This window comes from Plantactinospora alkalitolerans, assembly GCF_015690345.1.
GTDB lineage: Bacteria > Actinomycetota > Actinomycetes > Mycobacteriales > Micromonosporaceae > Plantactinospora > Plantactinospora alkalitolerans.
The window spans coordinates 1-14,484 of the sequence record NZ_JADPUN010000271.1 but is presented as its reverse complement, the minus strand read 5'-3'; the positions used below and the strand labels follow the sequence as shown (position 1 = coordinate 14,484).

Below are 14,484 nucleotides of genomic sequence, written 5' to 3'. Positions count from 1 at the left end.
GTTCCGCAGCTCCCGCCTGTTCCGCAGCTCCCGCCTGTTCCGCAGCTCCCGCAGCTCCCGCATCTCCCGCCGCGACAGTCTCCAGAAGCGGCGCCCGCCGCCAACCGTCCTCGTCCGGTGTGAGCACCTCGATCCGGCCGCGCACGTCCGACAGGCTGCTGAGAATCAGGTGGTTACGGGTCCAGGCGTGCCGGCTCAGTGCCGTCTCCGCGCCCGGCTCGAAGACGACGGTCAGCTTCCGCTCTCCGGCGAGGAACCGGTCGAGCCGGGTGACCAGGACGGCACCGGCGGGATAGGTCCGATCGGCGACGGTCCAGTCGGAGCGGAGCGCGACGAGCAACCACTCCCGGTGTACGTCCGTCTCGGCGTCCTCCGGCACGTCGATCCGGACCAACTCGCCGTCGACCGTACGCAGGAACTCCTCGCGCCGGAAGAAGTCCAGCCGGCGGCCGAGGAAGTCGCGGACGAAGCCGGGGGTGGGATCGTGCACCGCGTACACGGCGACGTCGTTGTCCCTGCCCTGGTGGACGACGCTGGCCTCGGACAGCGGCGTACCCCGGCGCCAGCGCTTGACGATCCGGGGATAGCCGGAGGCGGTCAGCGATCCGGGGCCGAAGTCGGTGCCCACGTAGATGTGGTCGGCGTCGATCCAACCGACGTCGCTCTTGGCCTCGGGCAGGACGAACCCGTCGGCGACGAACTCGCAGCGGGTCAGGTCGAACTCCCGGACCACGCTCGCGTCGGCGCCACCCCGGGCCAGCCGGACCAGGCAGCGATCGTGCCCGGGACGTGCCACGATCGCGCCCTGCCAGGTCCAGGGCTCACGCTCGGCAGCCGCCAGCGCGTCCACGTCGAGCAGCACCTGCCAGCGCGGAGCCGCCCGCCGGTACTCCTCGAGGGTGGTCCGCCGCCACAGCCCCCGAGGATGGGCCCCGTCCTTCCAGAGGTTGTAGAGATACGTGCCGTCCCAATGCACAATCGGCATCCGGTCCGCCGAGTCCAGCACCTGGCGCAGCGCGGTGGTCAACCGGGCGAACGAGGGGTCGTCGGCCAGCGAGGCGACCGTCTCCGAGTTCCGGGCCCGTACCCAGGCTGTCGCATCGGCACCGGACAGCGCCTCAAGCCATCCAAAATCATCATCAGAATCCGGGAGCACGGGCAAGTTCCTACCACACTCGGTAAACAAAGTTTCCGTTCAGTCAGATGGCAGATTGAACCTTTGGACCTCGCGAAACGATCTATTTGGAGTGGAACGTTGTCAGGTGGGGCGGCCCCGGGCCGGTGGACCGGTGGTGCTGCTCGCGACCCTCGCCGTACTGCTCGGTGGTCTGGCGGTAGTGCTCGGACCGACGCCCCCGGCGGCGGCACACGCCGCGGTGGTCTCCACCGTGCCGCAGCAGAAGTCCGTGCTGGGCTTCTCCCCCACCGAGGTCACGGTGACCTTCAGCGAGCCGGTGTCCCTCGTCCCGGGTCGAGCCCAGGTACTCGCCCCGGACGGCAAGCGGATCAACACCGGCACCGCCTCGGTCCGCGACACCACCCTGCGGATTCCGATCCGGGTCGCCGACCGGCCACTCGGCAGTTACCTGGTGAGCTACCGGGTGATCTCCGCCGACAGCCACCCGGTCGCCGGTAGTTTCACCTTCGCGGTCGGCGCCGAGTCGGCCACCGCTCCGGAGCCGGCCGACGAGACGGTCCGGGCCGACGTCCGGATCGCCGTACCGGTCACCAGATACCTCGGCTACGCCGGACTCGTCCTGCTGATCGGCCCGTCGTTGTTCCTGGCCCTGCTCTGGCCCCGCAGACTGTCCCGGCGCAATCCGATCCGACTGGTACGCGCCGGACTCGGACTGGTGGCGGCAAGCACCCTGGCCGGACTCTGGGTCCAGGCCCCCTACGCCAGCGGGGCCGGACTGCTCGACGTCTCAGCCGCCGAACTGTGGCAGGTCCTCGGCTCGGACTTCGGGCTGACCCTCGCCGCCCGGCTGGGCATCCTGCTGCTGCTCGCCGTAATGCTCCCGCCGATCCTGCAAGCCGGGGTGCAAGGAAGGGCCCCTTCTTATCGCTTTCTGTATAGGAAGGGTCCCCTGTTAACCACTCTGCTGACACTGCTCGGGATTGCCGGCCTGGCGACCTGGCCGATGAGCGGTCATGCCGCGGCCTCGCCTACCCCGATGGCCAGTGGAATCGCGGGTGTCGTACACCTCGCCGCCATGTCGGTCTGGCTCGGCGGCCTGGTGACCCTGTTCAGCTTCCTGCTCCGGGCCGGCCACCCTCGGGCGCTGGCCGTGGTTCTGCCGGTGTGGTCCCGGTGGGCGACCACCGCCGTACTCTGGCTCGTCGCCGCCGGGGTGGTGCAGGCGGTGATCGAAATCGGCGGGCTGGTCGCGCTGGTCGGCACCGGTTACGGCCGGCTCGTCCTGGCAAAGGTGGCGCTGCTCGCGGTGCTGCTCGGCGCCGCCGCCCAGGCCCGCCGACTGCTCCGACGACCTCCGTCCGCACCCATACCCTCAGCCGTATCCGCACCCGCAGCCGACCCGGTCGACCCGGTGACGGCCCCGGCGCCTTCGCCGGCGGCAGCGGATCCGACAGCAACCCCGGCGGCAGCAGGTCCGACGACGGATCCGGCAGCAGGTCCGACGACGGCCCGGTTGCGTCGGATGGTGGGTCTGGAGGTGGCGATCGGATTGCTGGTGCTCGCCACAAGCGCCGTACTGGTGCAGACCACCCCGGGTCGCAACGCGGGGATCGAGGCCAGTGCCGCCGCCTCGGACACCTTCGCGCAGACACTCAATTCTCCGCTCTACACCCTGCAGTTCGACATCTATCCGGTGCAACTCGGCGAGAACAACACCGTGCACGCGTACGTCTACACGCTGGATGGCAAGCCGCTGCCGGTGGTGGAGTGGAGCCTGACCACCGCGCTTCCCGGGCAGGGTGTCGAGCCGACGACCGTTCCGATGCTGGGCATCGAGCCTCACCACGCCGTCGGTGCGGTGAATTTTCCGATCCCCGGGGACTGGGAGCTGAAGTTCACCGTACGCACCTCCGACATCGACCAGGCCACCGTGCGTACCGTCGTCCGGGTGCGCGGTTGAGGTGTTAAGAAGGGGCCCTTCCTATACAGAAAACGATAAGAAGGGGCCCTTCCTTACACCGCTACGGTTCGACGAGGCCGGCTCGGATCGCGTAGCGGGTGAGGTCGATCCGGTCCCGCATGCCGAGCTTCTGCAGGATGTTGGCACGGTGCCGGTCGACCGTCTTGACGCTGATCACCAGTTCTTCGGCGATCTCCTTCGCGGAGTTCCCCTCGGCGATCAGCTTGATGATCTCCTCCTCGCGGGGCGTCAGGATGCTCTCCGGAAGGCGCTCACCCTGCCGGGCCCGGTGCAGGTAGTCCCGGATCAGTGCGGTGATCGCGCCCGGATAGAGGAAGGGTTCGCCGCGCATCGCCGCGCGGCACGCCTCCAGAAGGTCCCGGTCGGCGACCGACTTGAGCACGTAACCGGACGCTCCGGCCCGGAGCGCCTCGAAGAAGTACTGCTCGTTGTCGTGCATCGAGAGCATCAGAATCCGTACGCCGGGGGCACGCCTGACGATTTCGCGGGCCGCCTGGAGCCCGGTCATCCGGGGCATCGCGATGTCGAGGATCGCCAGGTCCAGCTCCGTCTTCCGCACCGCGTCCACCGCGTCGGCGCCGTCGGCCGCCTCGGCCACGACCATCAGGTCGGGTTCGGCATCGAGAATCAGCCGCAGCCCCCTGCGGACCAGTGCGTGGTCGTCCGCCAGCAGGATCCGGGTCTTGGCCACGGACACCGTCCTCAACTCCCCTCGGCCGTCATCGGCACGATCAGGCGTACTTCGGTACCCGTTCCGGGAACGGCGGTGATGTGTAGCCGCGCTCCGATGAGCAGTGCCCGTTCCCGCATGCCTCGGATTCCCGCCCCCTCCTGGCGTACGCCGCCGAGGCCGTCGTCCGCGACCCGCAGCACCACGGTCCCGGCCTCGGTCAACAGCGACAACTCGACCTTCCGGGCGGATGCGTGCCGGGCGACGTTCGTCAGGCTCTCCTGGGCGATCCTATAGATCACCAGCTCCTTCTCCGCGCTGAGCACGGGCAGGTCCGGCTTCGATCTTCGCAGCACCGGAACCCCACTGACCTGCGAAAACTCGGTAGCCAGGGCGTTCAGTGCACTGAGCAGGCCGAGATCGGTCAGCACGTCGGGGCGGAGCCGGCGGGCGACCCGTCCCACGTCGTCGAGGCTCGAGCGCAGCGTCTCCTGTACGCCGTGCAGTTCCTCGCGGAGTTCCTCCGGTGCACGGTCCACCGCGCGCTTCAGCCCCAGCAGCACCACGGTGAGGCTCTGCCCGATCTCGTCGTGCAGTTCCCGGGCGATGCGCTCCCGCTCGCCCTCCTGTGCGGCGAGGGCGTGTGCACTGCTCGCGCTGCGCTCCGCCTCCAGTCGGTCGAGCATCGCGTTGAAGGTCTCGATCACGTTGATGAGATCACCGTTACCGCTGTCGACCAGACGATCGCCGCTGCGCAGCAGGTCCACCCGGCGCATCAGCGTGGTGAGTGCCTCCAGCGGCGCCAGGCTGGTCCTGATCAACAACGCGTTCACCGCAAGGATCAGGGCCAGGCCGATGGTCAGCACCGGGATCTCGGCAAGCAGCACCGGCGACGAGACGGTGGCGGGAGACAGCGCGAGTACGAGCGTACCGACCGTGAAGACCAGGCCGTTCAGCACGAACAGCCGACGGAACAGCGCCTGGGTCGGCGACGACCGGGGTCCCGAGGCCCGCGCGGCGCCGCGTCGGGGGTCGGTTGCCTGGTCATCGGTCTCGGTCATGTCGCAAGCCTCGCCCGAGAGCGGCTGTTTTGTCCATCCGGTCCAACACCCACCGGGGCGGATCACCCATCAGTCCGGTCCGGAAATCTGCATGTTCCGCCTCGGGCCAGATGGGTGTCGCGCCCAATGGGCGTGAGCTGCGACTTCCCCGATTCTTGGTAACGGAACCGGCGGCCGACCCGAGACCGAGACCGGAACCGGCGACCGATTCCGAACCCGAGCCCGACACCGGGCCCGAGGTCGGATCGGCGCCCTCGCCGCCCCTACCCCGAGCGAGGCCACAGTGGACATCACCAGGACCACCGTCCCCGGCGTCGGCGTCGTGCACCACTTCCTGACCCGGGGTGGCCAGCGGTTCGCCGTACTGGTGGACCATGCCGACCAGCGATCGCTCCTGCTCTACGGACCCGACGATCCGGACGTACCGGCCCAGCGCATCGGGTTGGAGCACGACGAGGCCGACCAGATCGCCGAGATCCTGCACAGCAGCCCGGTCGCCGACCGGCTCGCCAATCTCGAACGCCGGCTGTCGGACCTGATCGGTGGACCCGCATGAGCCCGGCACCCGATTACGGAGTCCGACCGCCGCGTCGCACAGCCGATTACGGAGTCCGACCGCCACGTCGCACAGCCGAGTACGGAGTCCGACCGCCGCGCCGCAAAAGCGTGGAGTGCCTGTCGGGTCGCAGCGGCCGTGTGGGGGGCCAATTGTTGGATCATTCGAGTGTGCCGGCCGAGGCTGGCCCATGCCCCGGGGGATGGTGTCATGCAAGCACGTCAGATCGCCGTGGCGGTGCCGACGGTGACCGTCCAGGATTCCGTCGCGCGAGCGGTCCGACTGATGGCGCTCAGCCGGCTACCGGGTCTGATCGTGGTCGACGCGCGGGGACGTCCGAGGAACGTACTTCCCGGCACACAGGTGCTGCGGATGGCGGTTCCCGGCAGCTACCGGGAGGACGCGGCCCTGGCCAGAGCCATCGACGAGGCGCATGCCGACATCTTCTGGCAGGAGTTGGGCAACCTCACCGTCGGCGACTGCCTGCTCCGGGAGCCGGCCCGGGTGACCACCGTCGGCCTCGACGGAACCCTGCTGGAGGTGGCCGCCCTGATGTCCCGGCAGCGCAGTCCGCTGGTGGCGGTCGTCGACCAGGTCGGCGTACTCGTCGGAGCGATCACCCTGGACCGGCTGCTGACCAGGCTCGCCATCCTCGACCCGGACATCTGAGCCCGGCGGGGGCGACGACGACCCCGGCCAGGATCCACGTCGTCGCGGCCGAGCTGACGGGGCCGGTCCGTTGAGCGCTGTCATCGCGCTCGTCATCTTCGTCGTGGCGTTCTTCTTCATCGCCACCGAGAAGGCGGACAAGGTCAAGGTCGTACTGATCGCCGCGGCGGCGATGACCGTCCTCGGGCTCGCCCCCGGCGCGGACGTCTTCTTCTCCGAGCACGAGGGGATCGACTGGAAGGTCATCTTCCTGCTGCTCGGCATGATGATCATCGTTGGCGTCATCAAGCAGACCGGAGTCTTCGACTTCCTCGCGATCTGGGCCGCCAAGAAGTCGTCCGGGCGACCGTACCGGCTGATGGTGATGCTGATGGTGATCACTGCCATCGCGTCGCCGTTCCTCGACAACGTCACCACGATCATGCTGGTCGCACCGGTCACCGTGGTGGTCTGCAACCGGCTGCACATCCCGGCCCAGCCGTACCTCATCGCCGAGGTGCTGGCCTCCAACATCGGCGGTGCCGCGACGCTGATCGGCGACCCACCCAACATCATCATCGGCAGCCGGGCCGGGCTGACCTTCGGGGACTTCCTCGTGCACATGGCCCCGATCGTGGTCGTGATCTTCGCGGTCTTCGTGGTCTTCACCCGGGTGCTGTTCCGGAAATCCTTCCAGTACAACCCGGAGCACGTGGCCGCCGTGATGGCGTTGCAGGAGCGGCGGGCGATCACCGACGTACGCCTGCTGGTCCGCTGCCTGATCGTGCTCGGCCTGGTCGTCGTCGGTTTCGGGCTGCACTCCGTGCTGCACGTCGACCCGTCCGTGGTAGCGATGGTCGGCGCCGGAACCATGCTGCTGGTTTCCAAAATGGATGTCTCCGACGTACTCCACGAGGTCGAGTGGCCCACCCTGGTCTTCTTCATGGGCCTGTTCGTGATGGTCTCCGGGCTGGTACACACCGGGGTGATCACCACGTTCGGCGAGTGGGTGATCGACCAGGTCGACGGCAACTTCTTCGCCGCGGCGACCGCGCTGCTGTTCGGGTCCGCGATCCTGGGCGCCTTCTTCGACAACATCCCGTACGTCGCCACGATGGCGCCGGTGGTCGAGGGGCTGGTGGCCGAGGCACCGGATCCGGGGACCGGCCAGGCGCTCTGGTGGGCCTTCGCGCTCGGTGCGGACTTCGGTGGCAACGGCACCGCGGTCGCCGCCAGCGCCAACGTGGTGGCCATCGGCATCGCCGCCAGGACGGGACACCGGATCTCGTTCTGGCAGTTCACCAAGTACGGGATCGTCGTCACGATCCTGAGCACCGTGATCGCCTGGCTGTACGTCTGGCTGCGCTATTTCATGTGAGCCCGGTCAGTCGTCCGGATCGCCGAGGAGCCAACCGTTCTCCTCGGCGATCCGGACGGCCTCGGCCCGGGTCCGCGCCCCGGTCTTGCCGATGGCCGCCGAAAGGTGGTTGCGTACGGTCCCCTCGGACAGGTGCAACGCTCGGGCGAGTGCCCCGGCGGGTTCCCCGCTGCGGGCCGCCCGGAGCACCTCGGTCTCCCGCTCGGTCAGCGGGCTGTGCCCACTGGCCAGGGTCTCCGCGGCCAGCGTCGGGTCGACCACCCGCAGGCCGGCGTGCACCCGTCGGACCGCGTCCGCGAGCTGCCGCGCCGGGGTGTCCTTCACCACGAAGCCACCCGCGCCGGCCTCCATCGCCCGGCGCAGATAGCCCGGACGGCCGAAGGTGGTGACCACCAGCACTCGGCAGTCGGGCAGTTCCGCCCGCAGTGCGGCGGCGACGGCGATCCCGTCCAGGCCCGGCATCTCGACGTCGAGCAGCGCGACGTCCGGCCCGGTCCGGCGGGCGGCCGCCAGCACCTCGTCACCACGACCGACCTCGGCCACCACCGTCAGGTCGGGTTCGAGGGAGAGCAGCGCGGCCAGGGCACCCCGGACCAGGGCCTGGTCGTCGGCGAGCAACAGCCGGATCGGCACGGTCACGGCGTCCTCCCGGCGAAGCTGACCTGGAGCCGGAATCCGCGTCCGCCCGGCCCACGGCCGACGACGACCCGGGCACCCAGCTGTTCCGCCCGCTCCCGCAGCCCGAGCAGGCCGTGACCGGGGTGCGGCCCGTCCGCCCCGTCGACCAGCGGCCCCCGGCCGTCGTCGAGCACCTCGACCTCGTCGAGCCGGACCCGGATGACGCAGCGTCGCGCACCGCTGTGCCGTACCACGTTGGTCACCCCTTCCCGGACCGCCCAGCCGAAGAGTTCGCTGCGCGCCGGAGGCAGTTCGACGTCCGAGGTCGGCAGCTCCGCCGCCACGCCCGCCGCCCGCAGCGCCGTGCGGGCGCTGGCCAACTCGGTGCTGAGGGTGATCTCACGGTACGCCCCGACGGTGGACCGGACATCGGCGAGCGCCTCCCGCGCCAGCCGCTCCAGGTCCGCCACCTCGGCACCGGCTCGGCCCGGATCCACCTCGAGCAGCCGGCCGGCCAGCTCCGCCTTGACCGCGATGACGGTGAGCGAGTGCCCGAGAATGTCGTGCAGGTCCCGGGCGGTCCGGGCCCGCTCCTCCGCGACCGCCAGCCGGTGGATCTCCTGCTGGGCGTCGAGCAGCTGGTTCTGCCGTTCGACCAGTCGGCTGAACGCGAACACCGCGAGCGCGGCGAGCAGCACCGCGAACGCCACCCCGGACTCCGGCTCCCAGGTCGGAACGAACTGGGGCACGGCCACCGGGATGACGGCCAGCACGGCGACCAGCCCGAGGGCGGGTCGGGTCGGCAGGATCAGCACCGCGGAGGCCGACACGTAGACCAGGGTGACCAGCCAGTCCTCGCCGGCCGACGGAATGGTGAGCGTGCCGACCGCGAACAGTCCGCCGAGCGCAGCCGCCGCCTGACCGGGCGGGATCGGGCGACGCCGCCAGATCGCCGCCCGGAGCCGGATGAACAGGCCCAGATATCCGGCTCCGAAGACCACGATCGCGGCGAGCCCCAGGTCCCGGGCCAGGCCGGACGGATGTTTCCAGATCGTGCCCAGCGGCTCCCCGAGGTAGACCAGCCACACCACGGCGACCAGCCAGCCGAACCTGGAACCGAAGCGGACGCCTCGGCGCGGATCCGTCACACCGGCCACGCTAACCGGCCCACCCCTGGCGGCCCGCCCCGACGCGCCCGACCCACAACCCGGTCACACCCGCTGGGTGTCCCGGCGGAACAGCCGGGCCGCGCCGAAGCCGAAGGCCACGGTCCAGAGCACCACGTTCGCGACCGCGCCGGCGGTGGCACCGGTGCCGGTGAGCGGGCTGCGGGCGAGTTCGCCCACGCCGTACACCGGGGTGAACCTGGCGATCTGCTGCATGACCTCCGGCAGCACCTCCAGCGGTACGAAGAGCCCGCCGAACATCGCCAGGATGGCCAGGATCGGACCGAGGAACTGCATCACGTTCTCGGCCGGGGCGAGGTAGCCGACGAAGAGACCGAACGCGGCGAAGACCAACGACCCGAGCCAGGCCGCCAGTCCGGAGAGCAGCCAGACGTGGGCCGGCATGCTGACCCCGCAGACCGCGCCGACCACGAACTCGACCAGCACCGCCAGCAGTCCGAGCGTCATCGCGGTGAGCACCTTGGTGGCGACGTACGCGGCGGGGCGTAGCGGGGTCAACCGGAGCTGCCGGCTCCAGCCCTGCGCCCGCTCGACCGCGACCATCCCGCCGCCGCTGGTGGTGGCGACCATCGCGCCGTACACGGCGAGGCTGATCATGATGTAGCCGGTCACCGGGGCGCCGTTGTCCAACGACTGTCCCTTGTTGGGCAGGCCGAAGAGCAGGAAGAACACCGCCGGCATGACCAGGATGAAAAACAGGGTACGGCGGTTGCGCAGCACCCTGCGGATCTCCAGCAGCAGGTTCGGCACGTTGAACCCGCCCATCGCGGGGCGTTGTCGGGGCATGACGGTCGTGGTCATCGGGTGCTCCCCTGAAGTTCGTCTGCGGCCGTACCGGTGGTCAGGGCGAGGAAGGCGTCCTCGAGATTGCGAGAAGTGATCTCCAGGTCCCGTGCCGAGGTGTGGTTCAGCAGGTACCGGGCCACCTCGTCGGAGTCGGCGGCCTGCACGAGGACGGTGTCCCCGCGTACCTCGACCGATTCGACACCGGGCAGTCCGGCCAGCGAGACCTGGTCCGCGCCGGGCAGGGTCGCCCGGACCAGCCGGCCGGCGGCCAGGTTCTTGACCTCCGCGGTGGTGCCGTCGGCGACGATCCGCCCCTGCCGGATCAGCACGATCCGGTCGGCGTACGCGTCCGCCTCCTCCAGGTAGTGGGTGGCGAAGAGCACGGTCCGGCCGGCCCGGGCGTCCCGGCGGATCGCCGTCCAGAAGTCGCGCCGTCCCTCGACGTCCATCCCGGTCGTCGGCTCGTCCAGCACCATCAGGTCCGGATCGGGCAACAGGGCCATCGCGAAGCGCAGCCGCTGCTGCTGTCCACCGGAGCACTTGGCCACCCGCCGGCCGGCGATGTCGGTGATGCCGGCCCGGTCGAGCACCTCGGCGACCGGCCGGGCGTGCGGGTAGAGGTTGGCGGTCATCCGGACGGTTTCGGCGACGGTCATGTCCTTCAACAGGCCGCCGCTCTGCATCACGGCCGCGATCCGGCCGAGGGCGACCGCATCCGTCGGCGTATCGCCGTAGACCCGGACACTGCCGGTGCTGGGCCGGGCCAGTCCGAGGAGCATGTCGAGGGTGGTGGTCTTGCCGGCCCCGTTCGGGCCGAGGAAGGCCACCACCTCGCCGGCTTCGATACGCAGGCTGAGCCCGTCGACGGCGGTCACCGCGCCGTACCTCTTGGTGAGACCGGTCAGTTCGACCGCGGGAGTGGTTGTCGGCATACGGGTAATGCTGCGTAACGCCGGCCCCGCCGCACCGGCCCGCCCGTCACGACCTGACCATGACAATTGTCAGCCGGCGGGACGGCGTCGGCGTCGGCGGAACGACCGCGCACCCGATCGGGCCGGGAGGAGGGTCCGGCCGGGCGTTCGGCGACCCCGTCCCGGTCGGGCCGTTCGCCATCGCGCCCGGATGGCGAACGGGGACCTGGTGCGGCGACGCCTCGGGGTCAGTGGCCTCGGGCAAGCCACTCGTCCAGGTGCGGCGCCTCGTCCCCGATCGTGGTGCTCGCGCCGTGCCCGGTGTGCACCACCGTCTCCGCCGGCAGGCTCAGCAGGCGCTGCCGGATGGAGCCGACGATGGTGCCGAAGTCGCTGAACGAGCGGCCGGTGGCGCCGGGCCCGCCCTGGAACAGGGTGTCACCGGTGAAGACCGCGCCGAGTTCGGGCGCGTGGAACGAGCAGGCCCCCGGGCTGTGTCCGGGGGTGTGGAGTACGCGGAGCGCGACGCCGGCCACCTCGATCGTCTGCCCGTCCCGCAGTTCCGCACCCGGTGCCACGTCCGGGTGCACCATGTCCCACAGCACCCGGTCGGCGGGGTGCAGCCACACCTGGGCACCGGTGACGTCGGCCAGTGCCGGTGCCACCCGTACGTGGTCGTCGTGCGCGTGCGTCGCCAGGATGGCCAGCACCCGTCGTCCGCCGACCGCCGCCACGATCGCCTCCACGTCGTGCGGCGCGTCGATCACCACGCACTCGTCGTCGTCGCCGACCACCCAGACGTTGTTGTCCACCTCGAAGGTCTGACCGTCGAGCGAGAAGGTGCCGGAGGTGACCGCGTGGTCGATCCGGGCCGCCATCAGAAGATCACCACCGACCGCAGCACGTCGCCGTGATGCATCTTGCCGAACGCGTCCTCCACCTGGTCGAGCGCGATCTCCTCGGTGACGAAGGCGTCCAGGTCCAGCCGACCCTGGAGGTAGAGCGAGGTCAGCATCGGGAAGTCGCGGCTCGGCAGGCAGTCGCCGTACCAGCTCGACTTGAGGGCACCGCCCCGGCCGAAGACGTCGATCAGCGGCAGGTCGGGAACCTTCATCTCCGGGGTGGGCACCCCGACCAGGACGACGGTGCCGGCGAGGTCGCGGGCGTAGAAGGCCTGCTTCCAGGTCTCCGGTCGGCCGACCGCCTCGATCACCACATCGGCGCCGAAGCCTCCGGTCAGCTCCCGGATCGCCTCGACCGGGTCGGTCTCCCGGGCGTTCACGGTGTGCGTCGCCCCGAATCCCCGGGCCCACTCCAGCTTGCGGGGGTCGGTGTCCACCGCGATGATCGTCGTCGCTCCGGCCAGCGCCGCGCCGGCCACCGCGCCGTCACCGACGCCGCCGCAGCCGATGACCGCGACCGAGTCGCCCCGGGTCACCCCACCGGTGTTCACCGCCGCGCCGAGCCCGGCCATCACACCGCAGCCCAGCAGGCCGACGGCGGCCGGACGGGCCGCCGGGTCCACCTTGGTGCACTGCCCGGCGTGTACGAGCGTCTTCTCCACGAACGCGCCGATGCCGAGCGCCGGGGAGAGTTCGGTGCCGTCGGTCAGCGTCATCTTCTGCGTCGCGTTGTGGGTGGCGAAGCAGTACCACGGCTTGCCGCGTCGACAGGCCCGGCAGGTTCCGCAGACCGCCCGCCAGTTGAGCACCACGAAGTCGCCCGGCTCGACGTCGGTCACCCCGGCGCCGACCTGCTCCACGATCCCGGCGGCCTCGTGCCCGAGCAGGAACGGAAAGTCGTCGTTGATACCGCCCTCGCGGTAGTGCAGGTCGGTGTGGCAGACGCCGCAGGCCTGCACCCGCACCACGGCCTCACCCGGACCCGGATCCGGTACGACGATGGTGGCCATCTCGACCGGCGCACCCTTGCCCCGGGCGATGACCCCGCGCACTTCCTGGCTCACGCTGCCTCCTCAAGATCTCGGTCCCGATCCGTCGTAGCATGTCACGGCCGTCCCGCCCGACGACCGGGCTGATCCGCCGTCTCGATCGACGGTAGTTCCGGCGGCGGGGCGCCGCCCCGCGGCCGGTCGCGGCGGCGCACCGGGCCGAGGGCACCAGGAAGTCTCGCAGCTCACCGGTGGGTGCGGACAGGCCGGTCGACGCGCTGCGCGGCCGCTCGCCGTCGGGCCATGTCGCCACGCTCCAGCCACCACTCCGCCACGAGCAGCGCGACGACCCAGCCGGACCAGGCGCCGATGGTGGCGATCGTACGCGTCAGTTCGTCCTCGTCACCGCCGAAGGTGGTGGCGAGCTGCGGCCAGAGAACGACGGCAGTTATCGCGCCGTAGATGCGGTTGGTGATGATCGAGGCGGTGAGCGCGAAGCTACGGATCATCCAGCGCCGATGGTCGACGAACCGCCGTTGCCGGGCCATCCGGTACCCGGTGATGGTGCAGACCAGCCAGAGCAGCGCCAGCAGCACGTTGCTCACCCGGACCGCCGGACCGAACGGACTGATCGCCCCGATCACCACGCCGGTGACCCCGGCGGGCAGGACGCCGCCGAAGACGTACAGCCGACCGATCCTGCGGTGTGCGGCGGGGTACCGCTGCCGGAACCACGGCCACACCTGGAATCCACAGCTGAGCAGCGCGACCGAGCCGAACAGCACGTGCGCCACCAGAAACGGATAGTGCACCCGATACCCCGGTTCCGGGACCCTCGACGTGGCCGGGTCGAACGACAGGTACGGAGGCAGCGAGAAGGCGACGAAGGCGACGGCGATCACTGCCAGGGGCAGCACCCACGGTCGCCGCCACCAGCTCACGGCTCGTTTCGGTGGCTGGCCGGTCGGCGGGACCGCTGAAGCGGGCGGATCGGAGTACCCGGACACGGCCGCCGGCGCGGCCCCGCTCGTCGAATGGGTCATGTCGTTCCCCAGTCAGGATCGCGTGGACTTTCGGTCCGATCGAGCCTCGCTGCGACGTCTGACCGGTTACGCACCGACCGCTGACCGGATCCGTGCGGCTCCGTCTGCGCCGGTGAGTGGTGCGGGGCCGGTGTCCGGATCCGGTGATGATCGACTTAGCGGGCGGCCCGGTTGGCGGAACACCCGGCGGGCGGCCACGGTTATACCCTGCGACGACCACAGCAGCGCCCCCCTCGGGCAGGTCACCACCGGTCGCGGGGATGGGTTGTCTGTCGGGTCGAGGCCGGTTCGGTCCCGAGGTCCGGTTCGCCGGTTGTCCGGCCATGATCAAGTGGCCGGTTCGCTGGCCACCGGGAATCCTGGGCCGCCGACCACGGTTACATCCCCCGTACGCCTGGAGCACGCACAGTGGTGCTGATCGCCCGGGCGCGCAGCGGTTCTCCCGCTGTTTCCTTTCTGACGAGCCGTTGACGGTGGCGTGCGCCCCCCGCGCGTCGCGTGGTTCGCGGTCCGTCTTACCCCCGGAATGGAAGGCAACCATCATGACTACCGTCAAGAAGTGGCTACCGGCCATCACCGAGACTCCGATCCGTAAGACCGCGCTCGGTATCGCGGG

13 protein-coding genes and 1 pseudogene are annotated in these 14,484 nt (G+C 70.2%); 4 read left to right on the top strand and 10 right to left on the bottom strand.

From position 1 onward, the window contains the following. Positions 1–1,156, bottom strand: a pseudogene (locus I0C86_RS31525) (S9 family peptidase); the annotation flags it as partial. 106 nt (positions 1,157–1,262) lie between these two features. On the opposite strand from I0C86_RS31525, the gene I0C86_RS31520 reads away from it, so the two are divergent. Beyond that, positions 1,263–3,098, top strand: coding sequence for a copper resistance CopC/CopD family protein (locus I0C86_RS31520; protein WP_323373968.1), 1,836 nt, complete (start codon positions 1,263–1,265; stop codon positions 3,096–3,098). 61 nt (positions 3,099–3,159) lie between these two features. Here the strand turns inward: I0C86_RS31520 and I0C86_RS31515 are convergent, their stop codons facing one another. Both I0C86_RS31515 and I0C86_RS31510 read right to left on the bottom strand, forming a co-directional pair. Continuing rightward, positions 3,160–3,810: a response regulator transcription factor gene (locus I0C86_RS31515; protein ID WP_323373967.1), complete on the bottom strand. Its 651-nt coding sequence runs from the start codon at positions 3,808–3,810 to the stop codon at positions 3,160–3,162. A gap of 11 nt (positions 3,811–3,821) precedes the next feature. Beyond that, entirely contained in the window at positions 3,822–4,850 is a 1,029-nt protein-coding gene (locus I0C86_RS31510; protein ID WP_196204957.1) for a sensor histidine kinase, read from the bottom strand. A gap of 283 nt (positions 4,851–5,133) precedes the next feature. On the opposite strand from I0C86_RS31510, the gene I0C86_RS31505 reads away from it, so the two are divergent. The 3 genes from I0C86_RS31505 (at position 5,134) to I0C86_RS31495 (ending at position 7,432) form a co-directional block, all read left to right on the top strand. After that, positions 5,134–5,406 (top strand): hypothetical protein, encoded by a 273-nt coding sequence (locus tag I0C86_RS31505; protein WP_196204956.1) that lies wholly within the window; start codon positions 5,134–5,136, stop codon positions 5,404–5,406. 210 nt (positions 5,407–5,616) lie between these two features. Continuing rightward, positions 5,617–6,075: a CBS domain-containing protein gene (locus I0C86_RS31500; RefSeq protein ID WP_196204955.1), complete on the top strand. Its 459-nt coding sequence runs from the start codon at positions 5,617–5,619 to the stop codon at positions 6,073–6,075. Positions 6,076–6,145: 70 nt separating this feature from the next. Continuing rightward, entirely contained in the window at positions 6,146–7,432 is a 1,287-nt protein-coding gene (locus I0C86_RS31495; protein WP_196204954.1) for an ArsB/NhaD family transporter, read from the top strand. A 6-nt stretch (positions 7,433–7,438) separates the two neighbouring features. On the opposite strand, the gene I0C86_RS31490 is transcribed toward I0C86_RS31495, so the two are convergent. The 7 genes from I0C86_RS31490 to I0C86_RS31460 form a co-directional block, all read right to left on the bottom strand. Continuing rightward, positions 7,439–8,071: a response regulator gene (locus I0C86_RS31490; protein ID WP_456319974.1), complete on the bottom strand. Its 633-nt coding sequence runs from the start codon at positions 8,069–8,071 to the stop codon at positions 7,439–7,441. Continuing rightward, entirely contained in the window at positions 8,068–9,198 is a 1,131-nt protein-coding gene (locus tag I0C86_RS45215; protein WP_196204953.1) for a sensor histidine kinase, read from the bottom strand. The genes I0C86_RS31490 and I0C86_RS45215 overlap by 4 nt, the downstream gene beginning before the upstream one ends. 63 nt (positions 9,199–9,261) lie before the next feature. Continuing rightward, entirely contained in the window at positions 9,262–10,038 is a 777-nt protein-coding gene (locus I0C86_RS31480; protein WP_196204952.1) for an ABC transporter permease, read from the bottom strand. Then, positions 10,035–10,955, bottom strand: a complete 921-nt coding sequence (locus I0C86_RS31475; protein ID WP_196204951.1) for an ABC transporter ATP-binding protein — start codon at positions 10,953–10,955, stop codon at positions 10,035–10,037. Before I0C86_RS31475 ends, I0C86_RS31480 begins: the two co-directional genes overlap by 4 nt. Positions 10,956–11,182: 227 nt before the next feature. Continuing rightward, positions 11,183–11,812, bottom strand: coding sequence for an MBL fold metallo-hydrolase (locus tag I0C86_RS31470; protein ID WP_196204950.1), 630 nt, complete (start codon positions 11,810–11,812; stop codon positions 11,183–11,185). Beyond that, on the bottom strand, positions 11,812–12,900 hold the full coding sequence (locus I0C86_RS31465; protein WP_196204949.1) for an S-(hydroxymethyl)mycothiol dehydrogenase: 1,089 nt from the start codon (positions 12,898–12,900) through the stop codon (positions 11,812–11,814). Before I0C86_RS31465 ends, I0C86_RS31470 begins: the two co-directional genes overlap by 1 nt. Before the next feature lie 170 nt (positions 12,901–13,070). Beyond that, positions 13,071–13,868 (bottom strand): DUF2306 domain-containing protein, encoded by a 798-nt coding sequence (locus tag I0C86_RS31460; RefSeq protein WP_196204948.1) that lies wholly within the window; start codon positions 13,866–13,868, stop codon positions 13,071–13,073. Positions 13,869–14,484 lie beyond the last annotated feature (616 nt).

Excerpts from the sequence above, each read along its gene's own strand:
- I0C86_RS31510 (WP_196204957.1), bottom strand. The coding sequence starts at position 4,850 with ATGACCGAGACCGATGACCAGGCAACCGACCCCCGACGCGGCGCCGCG.
- I0C86_RS31500 (WP_196204955.1), top strand. The coding sequence starts at position 5,617 with ATGCAAGCACGTCAGATCGCCGTGGCGGTGCCGACGGTGACCGTCCAG.
- I0C86_RS31480 (WP_196204952.1), bottom strand. The coding sequence starts at position 10,038 with ATGACCACGACCGTCATGCCCCGACAACGCCCCGCGATGGGCGGGTTC.
- I0C86_RS31475 (WP_196204951.1), bottom strand. The coding sequence starts at position 10,955 with ATGCCGACAACCACTCCCGCGGTCGAACTGACCGGTCTCACCAAGAGG.
- I0C86_RS31470 (WP_196204950.1), bottom strand. The coding sequence starts at position 11,812 with ATGGCGGCCCGGATCGACCACGCGGTCACCTCCGGCACCTTCTCGCTC.
- I0C86_RS31460 (WP_196204948.1), bottom strand. The coding sequence starts at position 13,868 with ATGACCCATTCGACGAGCGGGGCCGCGCCGGCGGCCGTGTCCGGGTAC.